At 47.1% G+C, this 21,553-nt stretch carries 9 protein-coding genes and 6 rRNA genes; 12 read left to right on the plus strand and 3 right to left on the minus strand.

Annotated features, from left to right (window positions below):
* Window positions 1-95: 95 nt before the first annotated feature.
* The 3 genes from ardA to SSED_RS01395 all read left to right on the plus strand — a co-directional run bounded on the left by ardA (window position 96) and on the right by SSED_RS01395 (window position 3,449).
* Entirely contained in the window at window positions 96-1,616 is a 1,521-nt protein-coding gene (gene ardA, locus SSED_RS01385) for an acrylate reductase flavoprotein subunit ArdA (protein ID WP_012004412.1), read from the plus strand.
* A 28-nt stretch (window positions 1,617-1,644) separates the two neighbouring features.
* Window positions 1,645-1,998: an acrylate reductase cytochrome subunit ArdB gene (gene ardB, locus SSED_RS01390; protein WP_012004413.1), complete on the plus strand. Its 354-nt coding sequence runs from the start codon at window positions 1,645-1,647 to the stop codon at window positions 1,996-1,998.
* Between the two features lie 299 nt (window positions 1,999-2,297).
* Window positions 2,298-3,449 (plus strand): DcaP family trimeric outer membrane transporter, encoded by a 1,152-nt coding sequence (locus SSED_RS01395; RefSeq protein ID WP_086022459.1) that lies wholly within the window; start codon window positions 2,298-2,300, stop codon window positions 3,447-3,449.
* Between the two features lie 113 nt (window positions 3,450-3,562).
* Here SSED_RS01395 and SSED_RS01400 read toward each other — a convergent pair whose 3' ends face one another.
* Window positions 3,563-4,426, minus strand: coding sequence for a LysR family transcriptional regulator (locus SSED_RS01400; protein ID WP_012004415.1), 864 nt, complete (start codon window positions 4,424-4,426; stop codon window positions 3,563-3,565).
* 133 nt (window positions 4,427-4,559) lie between these two features.
* Here SSED_RS01400 and SSED_RS01405 point away from each other — a divergent pair, with 133 nt between their 5' ends.
* The gene (locus tag SSED_RS01405) at window positions 4,560-5,204 is read left to right on the plus strand and encodes a TetR/AcrR family transcriptional regulator (RefSeq protein WP_012004416.1); all 645 of its coding nucleotides are present in this window, start codon (window positions 4,560-4,562) and stop codon (window positions 5,202-5,204) included.
* Here the strand turns inward: SSED_RS01405 and SSED_RS01410 are convergent.
* Window positions 5,201-6,568, minus strand: a complete 1,368-nt coding sequence (locus SSED_RS01410; protein ID WP_012004417.1) for an ATP-binding protein — start codon at window positions 6,566-6,568, stop codon at window positions 5,201-5,203. The genes SSED_RS01405 and SSED_RS01410 overlap by 4 nt on opposite strands.
* Window positions 6,568-7,251, minus strand: a complete 684-nt coding sequence (locus tag SSED_RS01415) for a response regulator (protein ID WP_012004418.1) — start codon at window positions 7,249-7,251, stop codon at window positions 6,568-6,570. The genes SSED_RS01410 and SSED_RS01415 overlap by 1 nt, the downstream gene beginning before the upstream one ends.
* 228 nt (window positions 7,252-7,479) lie before the next feature.
* Between SSED_RS01415 and SSED_RS01420 the strand changes: the two genes are divergently transcribed.
* The 8 genes from SSED_RS01420 (at window position 7,480) to rrf (SSED_RS01460) (ending at window position 21,404) form a co-directional block, all read left to right on the plus strand.
* Window positions 7,480-7,986, plus strand: a complete 507-nt coding sequence (locus SSED_RS01420; protein ID WP_012004419.1) for a Spy/CpxP family protein refolding chaperone — start codon at window positions 7,480-7,482, stop codon at window positions 7,984-7,986.
* Window positions 7,987-8,089: 103 nt separating this feature from the next.
* Window positions 8,090-8,959, plus strand: a complete 870-nt coding sequence (gene fieF / locus SSED_RS01425; protein ID WP_012004420.1) for a cation efflux pump FieF — start codon at window positions 8,090-8,092, stop codon at window positions 8,957-8,959.
* 709 nt (window positions 8,960-9,668) lie between these two features.
* Window positions 9,669-11,211 (plus strand): 16S ribosomal RNA (locus SSED_RS01430).
* Window positions 11,212-11,540: 329 nt separating this feature from the next.
* Window positions 11,541-14,436: ribosomal RNA gene (locus SSED_RS01435) — 23S ribosomal RNA — on the plus strand.
* Between the two features lie 138 nt (window positions 14,437-14,574).
* Window positions 14,575-14,690: ribosomal RNA gene (gene rrf, locus SSED_RS01440) — 5S ribosomal RNA — on the plus strand.
* Window positions 14,691-16,382: 1,692 nt separating this feature from the next.
* Window positions 16,383-17,925, plus strand: a 16S ribosomal RNA gene (locus SSED_RS01450).
* Window positions 17,926-18,254: 329 nt separating this feature from the next.
* A 23S ribosomal RNA gene (locus SSED_RS01455) occupies window positions 18,255-21,150 on the plus strand.
* 138 nt (window positions 21,151-21,288) lie between these two features.
* A 5S ribosomal RNA gene (gene rrf / locus SSED_RS01460) occupies window positions 21,289-21,404 on the plus strand.
* Together the 16S, 23S and 5S rRNA genes form the textbook arrangement of a ribosomal RNA operon.
* Window positions 21,405-21,553 lie beyond the last annotated feature (149 nt).

Here is a 21,553-nt window from a genome sequence, read left to right on the forward strand (position 1 = left end):
GTGTTTTGAATGTAATGTTTTGTAACTCTCGTTTTGGAACTCATTCCATCTTTATGATCACTGTGTCGATTAAAACAAAATAAAGGTGATGACAGATGAAAGATGCAAATCTGCTTGGACGCCGCAATTTCATTAAAGGAATGGGAGCTGCTGCGGGTGTTGCTATAGCAGCGCCAGCGATGGCCATTTCTGAGAAAGCGGACGGAGTAAAATGGGACAAAGAGGTTGAAGTCCTAATTATTGGTTCTGGTTTTGCAGGCTTAGCCGCAGCAATCGAAGCCTCGCGAAAAGGTGCTAAAGACGTTCATATCTTCGAGAAGATGTCATATTTTGGTGGTAACTCAGCCATTAATGGCGGTCTTTTCGCTGCACCGGGTACCCCGATGCAAAAGCAAGAAGGTGTAAAAGATTCAGTTGACAGAATGGTTGCTGATCAGATGAAGTCTGGTCGTGGTGTTGCCGATGAAGCGCTACTGCGTCACGTTGCAGAGCATGCGGTCGAAGCGCTGCAGATGACTATGGATGCGGGCTCTGAATTCCACCCATACCTACAACAATTAGGTGGTCATTCGGTAGCTCGTACTTACCAAACTACAGTGAGCTGCGGCGCAGGAATCACTCAGCCACTATTAAACGAATGCCGTAAACTTGGTGTTCATACCCATAACCGCGCTAAGTTTGAAGGTTTCTTAGTGGGCGATAAGGGCGAGATTGTTGGCGTTAAAATGCGTGAAAATTATCATTTTGGTGAAGACCAGCCAGGTAAAATAAGTCATATCCGCGCCAAACGCGGTGTGATTATGGCTACCGGTGGTTTTGCACAGAACATCAACCTGCGTATGGCGCAAGATCCAACTCTGACCGCTGAAGTAGGTTGTACCAACGCACCTGGTGCGACTGGTGAAGGTATGTACGAGATGTTCCGTCTCGGTGCAATCCCTGTACATTTGGCTCATATCCAATCTGGCCCTTGGGCATCACCTGATGAAGGTGGTTTTGGTTATGTGTCTAACTACACTATCTATAACTTCCCTCATTCATTGGCGATCCACCGTCTAACCGGTAAGCGTTTCATGAATGAAATTGCCGACCGTAAGACGCGCGCCGATGCTGAGTTAAGCTGTCGTGATGAGAAAGGTGAGGCACTACCTCCAATCTTGATCACCAGCTATAAGGATTCGAAGAAGCATCCTAATACTAAGAAAGTGATCAAATACAACGTCGGTTGGAAGTTCGACACAATCGAAGAGCTGGCTAAGCATTTCGAGGTGCCACTGAAGCCACTTAAGGCACAGATCGAAGAGTACAACAGCTACGTTAAGTCTGGCGACGATAAGCAGTTCGGCAAAAATATGACTAAGGCGAAGGACAAGTTCATCGAAGCGCCGTTTACCGTCGTTCGTTTGTGGCCAAAGGTGCATTACTGTCAAGGTGGTGTACAGATCACAACTAAAGCTGAAGTGAAAGATAGCTTCACTGGACAACCAATCTCTGGCTTATATGCCGCGGGTGAAGTGTGTGGTGGTATTCATGGTGTGAGTCGTCTCGGTAGTTGCTCAATTCCTGAATGTATGGTGATGGGTATGACAGCCGCTCGCAGTGTCATGCAGGCCTAAATTTGCCAGATTATAAGAGGAATTAGAGATGATTAAATTGAAAGCGGTATTGGCGCTAACATTAGGTTGCCTATTAACACTGTCTGTACAGGCTGTTGAAGTACGTGACCACCACAAAGAAGTGATCGGAAAGGATTGTAAGACATGTCACGACAATGGCATTAAACAATTTCCGTCAGATCAATCATGTTTGCAATGTCATGATGTTGATGATCTAGCAGAGCAGACGGCTCGAAATGAAGAAGACAAGTGGCAAAACCCACACAACAACTTGCACTATGGCAAAGAGTTACCTTGCCAAGAGTGTCATGGTGAACACCAGCCTAAACAGCCTATGTGCAACAACTGTCATACTTTTAAGTTTGATAAGCATAAGCAGTAGTCTGCTGAAGTGTAGTTAGTTTCCCATCTTCGGTCTGAACCGAAGCGACCAACCATATTTAGTTTGTGTTTTCTGAATATGGTTGGCTTTTTCACAATAACAAGCGCTTGGTCGATTGTTCCCCTGCAAGAAATGACATTGGCTAAGGCAATTGGATTTGCCAATCAACCTAAGAGGTGACTTCATGAGCCTAATTAGTGTTGAGTGGCACTCATGTGAAACACCTTCCCTTCATTAACTTCTTTTAGGGAAGGTCATTTTAACAATAAAAATATAACGGTGATGTGATGAAAAATAGTATATTTTCAGGAAGACTTAGTTTAGTTGGAACCGCTGTAGTTGTTGCCTTAAGTGCCCCATGTTCGACAGCACAGGCTGGAGATACAGAGTTCAAATTTGGTGGATATGTAAAAACGGACGTCATGTTCAGTGATTACAGCAATGGTGCACCGGGTTCAGGGGCCATTTCCAGACAGTTTTATGTGCCAGGTGCTATTTATGGCGCAGAGGGTAATGGCGAGCAAGTTGTCGACTTTCAGGCCCGCGAGTCACGTTTTAACTTCAAAACCAGTACAAATCTTGATGGTCATAAGTTAAGTGGATTTATCGAACTTGATTTCATGACCCACGCAGACGGTAATGAGCGTGTTTCAAATAGTTACTCTCCTCGTATTCGTCATGCAATCGTTAGTTTCGATAACTGGACAATAGGTCAGACCTGGAGTACGTTCCAAAACCCTGGCGCGCTTCCTGAGAACTTAGATTTTGTCGGCGCGGCTGAAGGTACGCCGTTTGTTCGTCAGTCTATGGTTCGTTATACCAATGGTGGCTTCCAGTTTGCGGTAGAGAACCCAGAGACCACGGTGACTCCAAACGGTGGCGGTGCTCGTATTACTAGCGGCAGTGGCATGGTACCGGATTTTGTTGCACGTTATAATTTCAAAACTGAAGGTGGCGCTAAGTTCACTGTTGCCGGTTTAGCGAGACAGCTGAACATTGAGCAAGGTGATCTGGATACTCAGGAAATGGGTTACGGTGTTAGCTTAACTGGTGTCATTCCGGTTGGTAGTGATGATATCAAACTTTCAGCGACGGTTGGTGAGGGTATGGGCCGCTATATGGCGCTCAACTATGCTAATGCTGGTGTCTTAAACAGTGATGGTGATATTGAGACCATTAGCTCTTACGGTGGTTTTGCCTCATATCGTCATTGGTGGAATGATAAGTTGCGCTCAAGTTTCACCGTTTCAGGTTTTAAGGCCGATAATGATGTCGCGTTAACGGGTGGAGCAGTTAATGAAGAGTCGTACTCTGGTTATGTGAACTTACTCTATTCACCGGTTAAGCCTTTGACCGTTGGTGTTGAGTACATGTATGCAGAAAACACGAAGCAAAATGGCGATAGCGGAGAGTTAAATCGAGTGATTTTCTCTGTTAAATATGTGCTTTAACTTATTTAAAATAGTACTTCTGCAAAGTGATTTGTTGCTGAAGTTACGATACTAAAGACTAGTACAAGGAGGCTTAAAGCCTCCTTTTTTGTGAGCGATAATTGAAGAACGAATTATTGCTGATACTTTTCTGTGTGAGCCTTAAGCAGTGTGGTTAACTGTTTCGTCGCTTTAGTTTGTGTGTCAGGATTGAGATACAGCGACTCATTAAATACAGGCAATGGGGGCAGGTTATGCTCGATAGGATCGAGAACTTCCATCTTGTCGTTGATGCGAAACTCTGCGATAGGCGCTATTGCTAAATCGTTCTCAACCGCCATGCATAGAGCATTTGGCGAGGGAGTGGAAAGCAGAACATTGATCTGACGCATCGATATCTGATGGTTGGCAAAGACCTGGGCTCGAATAGGACAGTTTTCAGGGTAGAGCGCCATTGGGATAGTATTGCGCTTGTGGGCATTACCGCCCTTGGCTGTAGCCCAGAGAAAGCGGCGCTCAAATAGCAGTTCGCCATGTCCTGGTGCTGGCGTTTGCCAGTGAGTCGCGACGATAACATCGAACTCCCCCTGATGCAGACGTTTATAAAGGTTGCCACTGACGTCAGTATCGATCACCAACTCGATGCAGGTGAATTCGCGAATAAACTCAAGCAGGCTACTACTGAGATAACGGTTAATGTAATCGGTAGGAACACCTAAGCGAATGACTTCTTTGTTTTTACACTCCTTTAGCTCATCGAGTGCCTGAGAGTTTAGTTGCATCATCTTATAAGCATAGTTGAGCAGGGTTTCACCCGGCTCTGTCAGCGTGACACCTTTATTATCTCTCAGTAGCAGGGATTGGCCCACACTCTCCTCGAGCTTTTTAATCTGTAAGCTAAGGGTTGATTGAGTTCGACAGATCTTCTCCGCAGCCTTAGACAAGTTTCCGCATTCGGCGACGGCGATAAAACCTTCTAATAATTCACTCTTAAGCATAGGTTGCGACCGTTGATATTGAGATAGTTAATAATGCTACCTATATTACTCAATATCCACTCGCTAAAGAACTTGTTATCGTTTGATTGTGAACTTGATATTAAATTGTTTTGATAAGTGTGATGGGGTCGATATGAGTAATTGGGAACAGCGTGGGCATTATCTGATAGAGGTCGCTCAAAGGTGTCTGCAAGGGCATAAGACATTCGATCTATGTCGCTCACACTTGGTGAAGGCAAGCCAGATCTCTAAAGGTACTATCTATAACCATTTCCCCTCTGAGGCCGATCTTATTGTCGCAGTAGCGTGTGCAGATTACAGCCGCTGGCTGGAGCAAGCTAAAGAGGATGAGCTCAATTATAGCGATCCCCTAAGGCGAATCTTATTCCACCACTGCTGGCGCTTGCGAGATACTCTATCTAATCAACGTTTTGTCATCGAACGTGTGATGCCAAATGCTGAAATTTTAGTACAAGCTACTCAGTATTACCGCCACCGCTTCGAGAAGCTTTACTCTCAGTATGAACTGTGGAATAAGGGTCTGATTAGCCAAGTTGGTGATGTTGCCGGTTTCGACAGGGCCGAGTTAGTCGTCAACTATTTACGCGGCGCCATGATAAATAGCGACGATGCCAACAAGCATAGCGGTGACGTGCAGATGTATTATCAATTCAGCTACGCGTTAACCCATCTTATGGGGCACTCTGATAAACGTATCCCGGACAAGATGGAGTTCTCTGCCTGGTTGGTGCAGGAGAGGGCTGCTTCAGCGGCTTAACTCGGTAGCTCAATAGTCACATTTAGCCCATGGGGGGCGAGATTAGATGCAGTAATCTTGCCCTGATGAGCCATTACAGCTGCCTCGGTAATCGCAAGTCCTAACCCCCAGCCTCCGGACTCTCTCTCTCGTGCCGATTGTGGACGATAGAAAGGTTTGAAGATTGCCAGCAGATCTTGTTCATTATCTATGCCCGGACCGTCGTCGGTTATCTCAATTGTCACGATGTTCATTGCCTTGTGGGCTTTGATTGAGACAGAAGATTGAGAATATCGAATCGCATTACGTAACAAGTTTTCAATAGCGCGGGACAGAGGCTTAGGGTAGAGAGGTAACTCTATCTCCTCATCTATCTTAATTATTAACTCCTTTTGCTGCTGTTCTGCCTCAAACTCGGCATCGTCGAGTACCTGCCCTAATGTCTCCGCTAAACCGAGGTGTCTTTTGTGATCATGAGCATTGAGTTTGACTTTAGATAGCTCTAATAGCTCTGAGATCATCTTCTCTAATTGCTCAGCCTCGTAGCCAATACGCTCGGTTTCTGCAGACTCTTGCCCCTTCTTACGAGCTAAGGCTAGTGCGAGCTGCAATCGGGTAAGTGGTGTACGGAGTTCATGTGAGATGTCACTGATGAGTCTTTGTTGGCTATTAACCATATTTTCAACAGAGTCGGCCATACCGTTAAAGGCTTGAGCCAATTGACCTATCTCATCTTTTCGCTTAGTGGTTGCATAGTCGACACGATTGGTTAGATCCCCATTGGCAAGTGCATCGGCACTGAGTCTCAGTGTTCGAAGTGGTTTACCTAAGTGCCAAGCGAGTAGTCCACAAATTAGCCCTGATAACCCGATCGCCAGTGTTAAGGTGAGCAGCTTGTTTTCAGCGAAGAAGAAAAACCAGGGACGAGGATGACGATCATTAAATCGACCATACAAAGAATATTGCTTTCCTGATACTGCAAAATTGTAGGGGCCAAAGAGCAGCTCATCCTTAAATTGATGACTGATCGGTTTACTGGTTTCCTCTGCCATAAGCATGAATCGCCGCATACCTCGTGAAACTTTTTCGGTATTGATGACCCTTCCTTGATCGTTTACCAGATAAAATCGAATCGGTTTCCCCTGAAAATCACGACGATGACTAAGACGCCTGAATTGATTGTTTTGAATGATCTCCGGATTATCTATGATCCGCTCTGCATATCGCTCGAGTAGCTTTTCAAGGTGAGGAGGCAATGGGGCGCGATCGTGGCTTTGCTGCAACAGAGGCAGCAGGCCAACGATGGCGATGATTAGGGAGCTACACAGCCAGAAACCGAGCAGTAACTTGATAAATATTCGATTAGGGAGTCTGTCTTTGATCATTAGGGCAGCCAAATGTAGCCCTTACCTCGGATAGTCTTGACTCTTGGTCGACCATCAGTGCGTTCGGGTAATTTTTTTCGTAAGTTTGAAAGGTGCATATCCAGGCTGCGATCGAATGGCATCAGCTTTTTCCCCAGCACTTTTTCGCTGAGCATCTCTTTGCTGATCAACTCGCCGCCATTCTGTAACATCTCAAACAGCAGGCCGAACTCTGTTCCTGTTAATATGAGCAGTTGATCTTGGCAAAAGACTTCCTGTCTGCCTGGGTCGAGTTGAATATCACCATATTCATATACAGTCGTTGCTTTTTCTTCCGGTAAAATATTGGAGCGTCTTATTATGGCTTTTATTCTGGCAACGAGCTCTCTGTCATTGAAAGGTTTAGGTAGATAGTCGTCGGCGCCAATTTCAAGTCCGACAACTCGGTCAATCTCATCACCTCTTGCGGTTAACATCAGAACCGGAGTTTGCTTGCTGACACGAAGCGCCTTCAGGACCTCAAATCCATTGAGTTTAGGTAGCATCACGTCTAAAAGAATGAGGTCAAATTGCTTTTCGAGTGCTAGCTTGAGTCCTTCCTGACCATCGTGGGCAAGAGTAAGCTCAAACCCTTCTAGCTCAAGAAGTTGTGCCAATAGCTCAGACAGGCCTAGGTCATCATCGATCAGTAATATTTGGCTCATTAAATTTCTCTACCTTAATACAAGACGCTAACACCGGAATTATACCCTTTTGGATGTCAATTGCAGTTTATCAATGTAATTCTACGTAAAGATAAGGGAGCAGGAATAGCCAGTCTTAGTTTATTTACAGTCTTTTACGAAACCCAAACCCTGACTTACATAGGGAGCGCTAAAATAGCTAGTGTCGAATGAAGGGGATTACCCCATAAACAATTAGAGGCCAGTTATATGAAAGCAAATACATTGAAAGCAGGGCTACTTGCCATCGTGGCCGGTACCGCGTTATTGACTACAAGCGTTTATGCAGAACAGCAGACTGGATGCCAAGATAGTGGCTACCATATGAAAGGTGACAGAATGGGGCATCATAATGGTGGTATGAAGAGTGCTATGAAGAAGATGTTCAGAGGCTTAGATCTGACCGATGAGCAGCGCACCGAAATTAAAACATTGATGAAAGCACAGAAAGATTCAATGCAGGGCAGCCGTCCAACGAGTGATGAACGCCAGGCACATAAAACAGAGATGCTTGCCTTGATCACTGCAGATAGTTTCGATGAATCTCAAGTAAAACTACTCATGCAGCAAAAGCATGAGAAGCGTCAAGATAAAGCCGTAGGTATGCTTAAAGTGCAGAATGAGATATATAAGCTACTGACTCCTGAGCAGCAAGTTAAGTTTAAGGAGAACTTCGAAAAGGGGCATTCTCGTCACGAACGTAAAGGTGAGCGATAGTCGTCACAGTTTTAGGATGATTTAAGATACACTTAGGGTCATGTGCTTCCCCTGCTATCTAATAGAGAATGATAGTAGCTATAGATAGTAGAAATATGATCCTATGAAACAGACTTCCCAATATGACTTCTGGGTCAAGTTAGCTAGCCGCGCAGCTGTGGCTACTGCCTTGACCCTTATTATTATCAAGATGGCGGCCTGGATGTACTCAGGTTCGGCCAGTATGTTAGCGTCATTAACAGATTCATTTGCCGATGCCCTAGCTTCAATAGTTAACTTCATCGCGATCCGGTATGCAATCGTACCAGCCGATCAGGATCATAGGTACGGACATGGTAAGGCAGAGCCACTGGCAGCCTTAGCTCAGTCAGCATTTATTCTTGGTTCAGCCTTCCTGTTACTGTTTCACGGTGGCGATCGATTAATTAATCCGACGCCAATTAATCATGCCATGGTAGGCGTTGTCGTATCCGTTGTCGCCATTGTATTAACGTTTGCCTTGGTCTTATTGCAGAAAAGAGCCTTGGCAGAGACTTCCAGTACAGTAGTAGAAGCCGACGCGCTACATTATAAGTCTGACCTGTTTCTGAATGCAGCGGTATTACTCGCATTAGTCTTATCTCAGTATGGTTGGTGGTGGGCCGATGGTCTGTTTGCCATTCTTATTGCCATCTTTATTGGTCAACAAGCCATTGGGCTTGGCTACCGTTCGATTCAGTCACTGCTAGATAGAGAGTTGGATGCTGATACTCGATTGACGATCGTTGAGTTAATCCAGGAAGATCCGAGAGTAAACGGGTTTCATGACCTTAGAACTCGCGAGTCAGGAAAGACCACTTTCATTCAATGTCACTTAGAACTGGATGGCGATCTTACATTAAGAGATGCCCATACAATCGCAGATGAAACCGAGGAAAGGTTAAGAAATGCTTTTGATCATGCCGAAGTGATCATCCATCAAGATCCTGTATAACGAGATCCTGTTTTAATCGTGATTAGGTACCCCAATTACCTCCGGATAATGTGTTATGTGGATAACTCAGAGGGTAAGTGGTGGGTATTATGTGGCTAAGGATGAAAACTGCAAAAAGGTCGGTTTTTTATTAAAAAGCCCTTGTACTCTGGGCTGGTATCCCTATAATGCGCATCCACTGACACGGCACAGCAGGCTAACTAGACTAACGCTTAGAGATTAGAAATAGTCGTTAAGCTAGATAGGACGGGACTTGCAGCAGTGTTAGAGATTAGATTTTCAATAGAAATTCTAATCAGGTGAAAAGCGGTTTAAGTGGTTCACTGATGTGCCTTACATACGAGAGTGTATAAGAAATCATCGCTTGAAATACTTCTTAAAATAAGCGCTTGACGCCAACCACGGAGCGTGTAGAATACGCCTCCTCAAGCCAACGACCTAGCGTCTAACGGCGATATCTGAAAGATTGATATCATTGCTCTTTAACAAATTGAAACAAGAAATCTGTGTGGACACTCACAGGTGTTGAGTTATTCGAAATTGTCTCTTTTGAGGCAATCAAAAATTTTACTCAATGTAAGATGAGTGTTCATAGCAATATGTAATTTACAGAAATGTAATTATCGAGTTCACCAACTTCTTTATGAACGAAGTGAATGAGAAACAGTTTAATTCATTGAGTCGTTCGACGTAGTCGAACAAAAAACTTTAATTGAAGAGTTTGATCATGGCTCAGATTGAACGCTGGCGGCAGGCCTAACACATGCAAGTCGAGCGGAAACGGAGATAGCTTGCTATCAGACGTCGAGCGGCGGACGGGTGAGTAATGCCTAGATATCTGCCTAGTCGTGGGGGATAACAGTTGGAAACGACTGCTAATACCGCATACGCCCTACGGGGGAAAGGAGGGGACCTTCGGGCCTTTCGCGATTAGATGAGTCTAGGTGGGATTAGCTAGTAGGTGAGGTAATGGCTCACCTAGGCGACGATCCCTAGCTGTTCTGAGAGGATGATCAGCCACACTGGGACTGAGACACGGCCCAGACTCCTACGGGAGGCAGCAGTGGGGAATATTGCACAATGGGCGAAAGCCTGATGCAGCCATGCCGCGTGTGTGAAGAAGGCCTTCGGGTTGTAAAGCACTTTCAGCGAGGAGGAAAGGTAGGTAGTTAATAACTGCTTGCTGTGACGTTACTCGCAGAAGAAGCACCGGCTAACTTCGTGCCAGCAGCCGCGGTAATACGAGGGGTGCAAGCGTTAATCGGAATTACTGGGCGTAAAGCGTACGCAGGCGGTTTGTTAAGCCAGATGTGAAAGCCCCGGGCTCAACCTGGGAATTGCATTTGGAACTGGCAAACTAGAGTCTTGTAGAGGGGGGTAGAATTTCAGGTGTAGCGGTGAAATGCGTAGAGATCTGAAGGAATACCGGTGGCGAAGGCGGCCCCCTGGACAAAGACTGACGCTCATGTACGAAAGCGTGGGGAGCAAACAGGATTAGATACCCTGGTAGTCCACGCCGTAAACGATGTCTACTCGGAGTTTGGTAACTTAGTTACTGGGCTCCCAAGCTAACGCATTAAGTAGACCGCCTGGGGAGTACGGCCGCAAGGTTAAAACTCAAATGAATTGACGGGGGCCCGCACAAGCGGTGGAGCATGTGGTTTAATTCGATGCAACGCGAAGAACCTTACCTACTCTTGACATCCAGAGAATTCGCTAGAGATAGCTTAGTGCCTTCGGGAGCTCTGAGACAGGTGCTGCATGGCTGTCGTCAGCTCGTGTTGTGAAATGTTGGGTTAAGTCCCGCAACGAGCGCAACCCTTATCCTTATTTGCCAGCACGTAATGGTGGGAACTTTAGGGAGACTGCCGGTGATAAACCGGAGGAAGGTGGGGACGACGTCAAGTCATCATGGCCCTTACGAGTAGGGCTACACACGTGCTACAATGGTCGGTACAGAGGGTCGCAAAGCCGCGAGGTGGAGCTAATCCCACAAAGCCGGTCGTAGTCCGGATCGGAGTCTGCAACTCGACTCCGTGAAGTCGGAATCGCTAGTAATCGTAGATCAGAATGCTACGGTGAATACGTTCCCGGGCCTTGTACACACCGCCCGTCACACCATGGGAGTGGGCTGCACCAGAAGTAGATAGCTTAACCTTTCGGGGAGGGCGTTTACCACGGTGTGGTTCATGACTGGGGTGAAGTCGTAACAAGGTAGCCCTAGGGGAACCTGGGGCTGGATCACCTCCTTACCTATACGACTAACTTAATGTTTGTTGAGTGTTCACACAGATAACTTGTTCTTGTTAGAGCGAGTGGCATACCTAGACGGTAATGCTTGTTCTTTAAAAATTTGGAAAGCTGATAGTGTTAATGTGAAAGGGACTATAGTGGAAGCTATCTCGTAAGGGATAACAACTGCTTTAGTTAATAGCATTAATGCGAAAATAAATAATTGAGTTCTCAAAACACTTAAAATCAAGTGCCCGAAACATAGCAATATGTTTCATGAGTATTCTTTTGGCGAAAGTAAACACCATTAGTTGCAATGCAACGCAGATGAAACTCATTTGGGTTGTATGGTTAAGTGACTAAGCGTATACGGTGGATGCCTTGGCAGTCAGAGGCGATGAAGGACGTAGTAACTTGCGAAAAGCGTTGGCGAGCTAGTAACAAGCATTTGAGCTAACGATGTCCGAATGGGGAAACCCACTCACATAAGTGAGTATCACATACTGAATACATAGGTATGTGAGGCAAACCCGGGGAACTGAAACATCTAAGTACCCGGAGGAAAAGAAATCAACCGAGATTCCCCTAGTAGCGGCGAGCGAACGGGGATTAGCCCTTAAGCGTAGAGGGTGTTAGTGGAATGTGTTGGAAAGCACAGCGGCACAGGGTGATAGCCCCGTACATGAAAACTAACTTTACGTGAAAACGAGTAGGACGGGACACGTGACATCTTGTCTGAACATGGGGGGACCATCCTCCAAGGCTAAATACTCCTGACTGACCGATAGTGAACCAGTACCGTGAGGGAAAGGCGAAAAGAACCCCTGTGAGGGGAGTGAAATAGAACCTGAAACCGTATACGTACAAGCAGTGGGAGCGGTTCTTGAGACCGTGACTGCGTACCTTTTGTATAATGGGTCAGCGACTTACATTTTGTAGCGAGGTTAAGCGAATAGCGGAGCCGTAGGGAAACCGAGTGTTAACTGCGCGTTTAGTTGCAAGGTGTAGACCCGAAACCCGGTGATCTATCCATGGGCAGGTTGAAGGTTGAGTAACATCAACTGGAGGACCGAACCGACTTATGTTGAAAAATGAGCGGATGACTTGTGGATGGGGGTGAAAGGCCAATCAAACCGGGAGATATCTGGTTCTCCTCGAAAGCTATTTAGGTAGCGCCTCGTACGAATACCATTGGGGGTAGAGCACTGTTAAGGCTAGGGGGTCATCCCGACTTACCAACCCTTTGCAAACTCCGAATACCAATGAGTACTATACGGGAGACACACGGCGGGTGCTAACGTCCGTCGTGAAAAGGGAAACAACCCAGACCATCAGCTAAGGTCCCAAAGTTATTGCTAAGTGGGAAACGATGTGGGAAGGCTTAGACAGCTAGGATGTTGGCTTAGAAGCAGCCATCATTTAAAGAAAGCGTAATAGCTCACTAGTCGAGTCGGCCTGCGCGGAAGATTTAACGGGGCTAAGCAATACACCGAAGCTATGGGTTTGCTAGTTTACTAGCAAGCGGTAGAGGAGCGTTCTGTAAGCCGTTGAAGGCGAAGGGGTAACCCACGCTGGAGGTATCAGAAGTGCGAATGCTGACATGAGTAACGATAAAGGGAGTGAAAAACTCCCTCGCCGAAAGACCAAGGGTTCCTGTCCAATGTTAATCAGGGCAGGGTGAGTCGACCCCTAAGGCGAGGCCGAAAGGCGTAGTCGATGGGAAACGGGTTAATATTCCCGTACTTCTGCTAACTGCGATGGAGAGACGGAGAAGGCTAGGCTAGCGCGGCGTTGGTTGTCCGCGTTTAAGACTGTAGGCTGTTCACTTAGGCAAATCCGGGTGAACATTAAGGCTGAGAGTTGATGACGAGGTCCTAAGGGACTGAAGTAGTTGATGCCATGCTTCCAGGAAAATCTTCTAAGCTTCAGGTTAGTAGGAATCGTACCCCAAACCGACACAGGTGGTTGGGTAGAGAATACCAAGGCGCTTGAGAGAACTCGGCTGAAGGAACTAGGCAAAATGGTACCGTAACTTCGGGAGAAGGTACGCTCCCGACGGTGATGAGACTTGCTCTCTAAGCTGTTGGGAGTCGCAGATACCAGGTGGCTGCAACTGTTTATCAAAAACACAGTACTGTGCAAACTCGCAAGAGGAAGTATACGGTATGACGCCTGCCCGGTGCCGGAAGGTTAATTGATTGGGTTATCTTCGGAGAAGCTCATGATCGAAGCCCCGGTAAACGGCGGCCGTAACTATAACGGTCCTAAGGTAGCGAAATTCCTTGTCGGGTAAGTTCCGACCTGCACGAATGGCGTAATGATGGCCACGCTGTCTCCAGCCGAGACTCAGTGAAGTTGAAATTGCGGTGAAGATGCCGTATACCCGCGGCTAGACGGAAAGACCCCGTGCACCTTTACTATAGCTTGGCACTGAACATTGAACCTACATGTGTAGGATAGGTGGGAGACTTTGAAGATGGGACGCTAGTTCTGTTGGAGTCAACCTTGAAATACCACCCTTGTAGCTTTGATGTTCTAACTCAGGTCCCTGAATCGGGATTGAGGACAGTGCCTGGTGGGTAGTTTGACTGGGGCGGTCTCCTCCCAAAGAGTAACGGAGGAGCACGAAGGTTGGCTAAGTACGGTCGGACATCGTACGGTTAGTGCAATGGCATAAGCCAGCTTAACTGCGAGACATACACGTCGAGCAGGTACGAAAGTAGGTCATAGTGATCCGGTGGTTCTGAATGGAAGGGCCATCGCTCAACGGATAAAAGGTACGCCGGGGATAACAGGCTGATACCGCCCAAGAGTTCATATCGACGGCGGTGTTTGGCACCTCGATGTCGGCTCATCACATCCTGGGGCTGAAGTCGGTCCCAAGGGTATGGCTGTTCGCCATTTAAAGTGGTACGCGAGCTGGGTTCAGAACGTCGTGAGACAGTTCGGTCCCTATCTGCCGTGGGCGTTGGATGATTGAAGGAAGCTGCTCCTAGTACGAGAGGACCGGAGTGGACGAACCGCTGGTGTTCGGGTTGTTATGCCAATAGCATTGCCCGGTAGCTACGTTCGGAATCGATAACCGCTGAAAGCATCTAAGCGGGAAGCGAGTCCTAAGATGAGTCATCCCTAGGAATTTAATTCCTCTAAAGAGCCGTTCGAGACTAGGACGTTGATAGGCAGGGTGTGTAAGCGTTGTGAGGCGTTGAGCTAACCTGTACTAATGACTCGTGAGGCTTAACCATACAACCCATATGGGTTTTGCAAGTGGTTTTGCTTAACTGAAAGAATACAAAGTACTTGATTTTAGTGTGACTCAAACTTTTATTTAAAGCTATTTAGATGATTCTGAATAGACAGCTTTCTAAATTTTATCAAATTAGTCTGGAAACCATAGCATTGTGGCCCCACCTGATCCCATCTCGAACTCAGAAGTGAAACGCAATCGCGCCGATGGTAGTGTGGGGTCTCCCCATGTGAGAGTAGGTCATTTCCAGGCGCCTAATAAACGATAAATCCCCAGCACTTCGTGTTGGGGATTTTTCGTTTAACGGCTTTTTGAAATGACCACTCGAGCATGGGGAATATAAAGAGTCCGAACGCAGTGAGGCTCAATACTCATGTAGAGTAGGGTGGAACTGCTGCGCTTATCAAGCGTAGCTTGATGCTGCGGTGTAACGCGGAGAGCTTGCTCGAAGCTGACCATGACAGGCGCACTCCTGAATTTAAAGTGAAGAAGCCACCTGAATAAGGTGGCTTTTTTGCGTTTGGGCTTTTAAAAAAATATCAAAGTTTATGTCTCGAACTTACCTGTATCGAAATCAGGAGGCTTATCCACTTAAGCACGTACGTGCAATGCCTACTCCCGATGTCGCTTCCCGCTACGAATCCTGGATTGTCCGCGTTCATTTTTTACTTAAACAACTGGGGCTAACTACTGCGTATTTATAGCGCCATAACTTCCCCCCATGTGTTCACTTCGCTGACGTCGAGAGTAGGGTGAAGGCCCTGCGTTTTTCAAGCGAAGCTTGATGATGGAGCTGAACATGGAGGATTTATCCGTAGCTGACCATGACAGGCGCCTTTGCTCTTAGCTTAAAAAGTAGTTAGCGCACTATGGGTGTTAATTTCTGGCATCATTCTATTGTGTAGGACCGGCTTTAGCCGGGAATCGCTCATTTCGTTATACAAGCTTCGCGGCTAAAGCACGCTTCTACGTAGAGGCTAGCTGCTTTCTCGTGGATCCTTTCAATCGTGCACTTCTTCTTTGAACAAGATCTACACCACCAAAATTAAAATGTTTCTTGTACTGCAAAGCCAGGTGTATTCTTCCACGGATAGAAGTTGCAGAGCTTATTTCTGGGGAGGAGCAGAGAATAAAGGGGCTAACTTCAGGCCGTTGCGCTTTTATAGGGCCAGTTCATTTGATGATTTAACCACTGTGTACGTACAGCAGCTCAGTGCTTGGTTGCATAAAAGTCTCAGTTGGTTGGTTTTTATACATAAGTTTAGGTGGGATATCATTTGGGTATGGCCAATTTTAGAAGTGGAAACTCTAGTGAAAATGACGGTAGCCTAAGGCGGTTGTGGGTAACTCTGTGCGTAATTGGTATGTAACATGTGTTTAAGCATCTCTTTTATAAAAACATTCATTTTTCACTAATTAGCGCTTGTGCTCTGCCTAAAACTCCCTATAATTCGCTCCCACTGACACGGCACAGCAGGCCAACGAGTTAGCATTAAGCTAGATAGTACGGGACTTGCAGCAGTGTTAGAGATTAGATTTTCAATAGAAACTCTAATCAGGTGAAAAGCGGTTTAAGCGGTTCATTGATGTGCCTTACATACGAGAGTGTATAAGAAATCATCGCTTGAAAAACTTCTTAAAATAAGCGCTTGACGCCAACCACGGAGCGTGTAGAATACGCCTCCTCAAGCCAACGACCTAGCGTCTAACGGCAGCATCTGAAAGATTGATGCTAGCGCTCTTTAACAAATTGAAACAAGAAATCTGTGTGGACACTCACAGGTGTTGAGTTATTCGAAACTACTTCTCACGAAGTAGTCAAAAATTTTACTCAATGTAAGATGAGTGTTCATAGCAATATGTACAAACGTTTCTAAGATTCTTCCGAGTCTTTTAAACGAAATCAGAATTCATTGAGCCGGTTCTTAGGAACCAACAAAACTTTAATTGAAGAGTTTGATCATGGCTCAGATTGAACGCTGGCGGCAGGCCTAACACATGCAAGTCGAGCGGAAACGGAGATAGCTTGCTATCAGACGTCGAGCGGCGGACGGGTGAGTAATGCCTAGATATCTGCCTAGTCGTGGGGGATAACAGTTGGAAACGACTGCTAATACCGCATACGCCCTACGGGGGAAAGGAGGGGACCTTCGGGCCTTTCGCGATTAGATGAGTCTAGGTGGGATTAGCTAGTAGGTGAGGTAATGGCTCACCTAGGCGACGATCCCTAGCTGTTCTGAGAGGATGATCAGCCACACTGGGACTGAGACACGGCCCAGACTCCTACGGGAGGCAGCAGTGGGGAATATTGCACAATGGGCGAAAGCCTGATGCAGCCATGCCGCGTGTGTGAAGAAGGCCTTCGGGTTGTAAAGCACTTTCAGCGAGGAGGAAAGGTAGGTAGTTAATAACTGCTTGCTGTGACGTTACTCGCAGAAGAAGCACCGGCTAACTTCGTGCCAGCAGCCGCGGTAATACGAGGGGTGCAAGCGTTAATCGGAATTACTGGGCGTAAAGCGTACGCAGGCGGTTTGTTAAGCCAGATGTGAAAGCCCCGGGCTCAACCTGGGAATTGCATTTGGAACTGGCAAACTAGAGTCTTGTAGAGGGGGGTAGAATTTCAGGTGTAGCGGTGAAATGCGTAGAGATCTGAAGGAATACCGGTGGCGAAGGCGGCCCCCTGGACAAAGACTGACGCTCATGTACGAAAGCGTGGGGAGCAAACAGGATTAGATACCCTGGTAGTCCACGCCGTAAACGATGTCTACTCGGAGTTTGGTAACTTAGTTACTGGGCTCCCAAGCTAACGCATTAAGTAGACCGCCTGGGGAGTACGGCCGCAAGGTTAAAACTCAAATGAATTGACGGGGGCCCGCACAAGCGGTGGAGCATGTGGTTTAATTCGATGCAACGCGAAGAACCTTACCTACTCTTGACATCCAGAGAATTCGCTAGAGATAGCTTAGTGCCTTCGGGAGCTCTGAGACAGGTGCTGCATGGCTGTCGTCAGCTCGTGTTGTGAAATGTTGGGTTAAGTCCCGCAACGAGCGCAACCCTTATCCTTATTTGCCAGCACGTAATGGTGGGAACTTTAGGGAGACTGCCGGTGATAAACCGGAGGAAGGTGGGGACGACGTCAAGTCATCATGGCCCTTACGAGTAGGGCTACACACGTGCTACAATGGTCGGTACAGAGGGTCGCAAAGCCGCGAGGTGGAGCTAATCCCACAAAGCCGGTCGTAGTCCGGATCGGAGTCTGCAACTCGACTCCGTGAAGTCGGAATCGCTAGTAATCGTAGATCAGAATGCTACGGTGAATACGTTCCCGGGCCTTGTACACACCGCCCGTCACACCATGGGAGTGGGCTGCACCAGAAGTAGATAGCTTAACCTTTCGGGGAGGGCGTTTACCACGGTGTGGTTCATGACTGGGGTGAAGTCGTAACAAGGTAGCCCTAGGGGAACCTGGGGCTGGATCACCTCCTTACCTATACGACTAACTTAATGTTTGTTGAGTGTTCACACAGATAACTTGTTCTTGTTAGAGCGAGTGGCATACCTAGACGGTAATGCTTGTTCTTTAAAAATTTGGAAAGCTGATAGTGTTAATGTGAAAGGGACTATAGTGGAAGCTATCTCGTAAGGGATAACAACTGCTTTAGTTAATAGCATTAATGCGAAAATAAATAATTGAGTTCTCAAAACACTTAAAATCAAGTGCCCGAAACATAGCAATATGTTTCATGAGTATTCTTTTGGCGAAAGTAAACACCATTAGTTGCAATGCAACGCAGATGAAACTCATTTGGGTTGTATGGTTAAGTGACTAAGCGTATACGGTGGATGCCTTGGCAGTCAGAGGCGATGAAGGACGTAGTAACTTGCGAAAAGCGTTGGCGAGCTAGTAACAAGCATTTGAGCTAACGATGTCCGAATGGGGAAACCCACTCACATAAGTGAGTATCACATACTGAATACATAGGTATGTGAGGCAAACCCGGGGAACTGAAACATCTAAGTACCCGGAGGAAAAGAAATCAACCGAGATTCCCCTAGTAGCGGCGAGCGAACGGGGATTAGCCCTTAAGCGTAGAGGGTGTTAGTGGAATGTGTTGGAAAGCACAGCGGCACAGGGTGATAGCCCCGTACATGAAAACTAACTTTACGTGAAAACGAGTAGGACGGGACACGTGACATCTTGTCTGAACATGGGGGGACCATCCTCCAAGGCTAAATACTCCTGACTGACCGATAGTGAACCAGTACCGTGAGGGAAAGGCGAAAAGAACCCCTGTGAGGGGAGTGAAATAGAACCTGAAACCGTATACGTACAAGCAGTGGGAGCGGTTCTTGAGACCGTGACTGCGTACCTTTTGTATAATGGGTCAGCGACTTACATTTTGTAGCGAGGTTAAGCGAATAGCGGAGCCGTAGGGAAACCGAGTGTTAACTGCGCGTTTAGTTGCAAGGTGTAGACCCGAAACCCGGTGATCTATCCATGGGCAGGTTGAAGGTTGAGTAACATCAACTGGAGGACCGAACCGACTTATGTTGAAAAATGAGCGGATGACTTGTGGATGGGGGTGAAAGGCCAATCAAACCGGGAGATATCTGGTTCTCCTCGAAAGCTATTTAGGTAGCGCCTCGTACGAATACCATTGGGGGTAGAGCACTGTTAAGGCTAGGGGGTCATCCCGACTTACCAACCCTTTGCAAACTCCGAATACCAATGAGTACTATACGGGAGACACACGGCGGGTGCTAACGTCCGTCGTGAAAAGGGAAACAACCCAGACCATCAGCTAAGGTCCCAAAGTTATTGCTAAGTGGGAAACGATGTGGGAAGGCTTAGACAGCTAGGATGTTGGCTTAGAAGCAGCCATCATTTAAAGAAAGCGTAATAGCTCACTAGTCGAGTCGGCCTGCGCGGAAGATTTAACGGGGCTAAGCAATACACCGAAGCTATGGGTTTGCTAGTTTACTAGCAAGCGGTAGAGGAGCGTTCTGTAAGCCGTTGAAGGCGAAGGGGTAACCCACGCTGGAGGTATCAGAAGTGCGAATGCTGACATGAGTAACGATAAAGGGAGTGAAAAACTCCCTCGCCGAAAGACCAAGGGTTCCTGTCCAATGTTAATCAGGGCAGGGTGAGTCGACCCCTAAGGCGAGGCCGAAAGGCGTAGTCGATGGGAAACGGGTTAATATTCCCGTACTTCTGCTAACTGCGATGGAGAGACGGAGAAGGCTAGGCTAGCGCGGCGTTGGTTGTCCGCGTTTAAGACTGTAGGCTGTTCACTTAGGCAAATCCGGGTGAACATTAAGGCTGAGAGTTGATGACGAGGTCCTAAGGGACTGAAGTAGTTGATGCCATGCTTCCAGGAAAATCTTCTAAGCTTCAGGTTAGTAGGAATCGTACCCCAAACCGACACAGGTGGTTGGGTAGAGAATACCAAGGCGCTTGAGAGAACTCGGCTGAAGGAACTAGGCAAAATGGTACCGTAACTTCGGGAGAAGGTACGCTCCCGACGGTGATGAGACTTGCTCTCTAAGCTGTTGGGAGTCGCAGATACCAGGTGGCTGCAACTGTTTATCAAAAACACAGTACTGTGCAAACTCGCAAGAGGAAGTATACGGTATGACGCCTGCCCGGTGCCGGAAGGTTAATTGATTGGGTTATCTTCGGAGAAGCTCATGATCGAAGCCCCGGTAAACGGCGGCCGTAACTATAACGGTCCTAAGGTAGCGAAATTCCTTGTCGGGTAAGTTCCGACCTGCACGAATGGCGTAATGATGGCCACGCTGTCTCCAGCCGAGACTCAGTGAAGTTGAAATTGCGGTGAAGATGCCGTATACCCGCGGCTAGACGGAAAGACCCCGTGCACCTTTACTATAGCTTGGCACTGAACATTGAACCTACATGTGTAGGATAGGTGGGAGACTTTGAAGATGGGACGCTAGTTCTGTTGGAGTCAACCTTGAAATACCACCCTTGTAGCTTTGATGTTCTAACTCAGGTCCCTGAATCGGGATTGAGGACAGTGCCTGGTGGGTAGTTTGACTGGGGCGGTCTCCTCCCAAAGAGTAACGGAGGAGCACGAAGGTTGGCTAAGTACGGTCGGACATCGTACGGTTAGTGCAATGGCATAAGCCAGCTTAACTGCGAGACATACACGTCGAGCAGGTACGAAAGTAGGTCATAGTGATCCGGTGGTTCTGAATGGAAGGGCCATCGCTCAACGGATAAAAGGTACGCCGGGGATAACAGGCTGATACCGCCCAAGAGTTCATATCGACGGCGGTGTTTGGCACCTCGATGTCGGCTCATCACATCCTGGGGCTGAAGTCGGTCCCAAGGGTATGGCTGTTCGCCATTTAAAGTGGTACGCGAGCTGGGTTCAGAACGTCGTGAGACAGTTCGGTCCCTATCTGCCGTGGGCGTTGGATGATTGAAGGAAGCTGCTCCTAGTACGAGAGGACCGGAGTGGACGAACCGCTGGTGTTCGGGTTGTTATGCCAATAGCATTGCCCGGTAGCTACGTTCGGAATCGATAACCGCTGAAAGCATCTAAGCGGGAAGCGAGTCCTAAGATGAGTCATCCCTAGGAATTTAATTCCTCTAAAGAGCCGTTCGAGACTAGGACGTTGATAGGCAGGGTGTGTAAGCGTTGTGAGGCGTTGAGCTAACCTGTACTAATGACTCGTGAGGCTTAACCATACAACCCATATGGGTTTTGCAAGTGGTTTTGCTTAACTGAAAGAATACAAAGTACTTGATTTTAGTGTGACTCAAACTTTTATTTAAAGCTATTTAGATGATTCTGAATAGACAGCTTTCTAAATTTTATCAAATTAGTCTGGAAACCATAGCATTGTGGCCCCACCTGATCCCATCTCGAACTCAGAAGTGAAACGCAATCGCGCCGATGGTAGTGTGGGGTCTCCCCATGTGAGAGTAGGTCATTTCCAGGCGCCTAATTAAGTGAAGAAGCCACCTGAATAAGGTGGCTTTTTTGCGTTTGGGCTTTTAAAAAATATCAAAGTTTATGTCTCGAACTTACCTGTATTGAAATCAGGTGGCTTATCCACTTAAGCACGTACGTGCAATGCCTACTCCCGAC

The organism is Shewanella sediminis HAW-EB3, assembly GCF_000018025.1.
Taxonomy (GTDB): Bacteria; Pseudomonadota; Gammaproteobacteria; order Enterobacterales; family Shewanellaceae; genus Shewanella; species Shewanella sediminis.

What these genes read in the sequence shown, in the direction of transcription:
- SSED_RS01415 (WP_012004418.1), bottom strand. Translation starts at nt 7,251, where the DNA reads ATGAGCCAAATATTACTGATCGATGATGACCTAGGCCTGTCTGAGCTA.
- ardB (WP_012004413.1), top strand. Translation starts at nt 1,645, where the DNA reads ATGATTAAATTGAAAGCGGTATTGGCGCTAACATTAGGTTGCCTATTA.
- fieF (WP_012004420.1), top strand. Translation starts at nt 8,090, where the DNA reads ATGAAACAGACTTCCCAATATGACTTCTGGGTCAAGTTAGCTAGCCGC.
- ardA (WP_012004412.1), top strand. Translation starts at nt 96, where the DNA reads ATGAAAGATGCAAATCTGCTTGGACGCCGCAATTTCATTAAAGGAATG.
- SSED_RS01420 (WP_012004419.1), top strand. Translation starts at nt 7,480, where the DNA reads ATGAAAGCAAATACATTGAAAGCAGGGCTACTTGCCATCGTGGCCGGT.
- SSED_RS01400 (WP_012004415.1), bottom strand. Translation starts at nt 4,426, where the DNA reads ATGCTTAAGAGTGAATTATTAGAAGGTTTTATCGCCGTCGCCGAATGC.
- SSED_RS01405 (WP_012004416.1), top strand. Translation starts at nt 4,560, where the DNA reads ATGAGTAATTGGGAACAGCGTGGGCATTATCTGATAGAGGTCGCTCAA.
- SSED_RS01410 (WP_012004417.1), bottom strand. Translation starts at nt 6,568, where the DNA reads ATGATCAAAGACAGACTCCCTAATCGAATATTTATCAAGTTACTGCTC.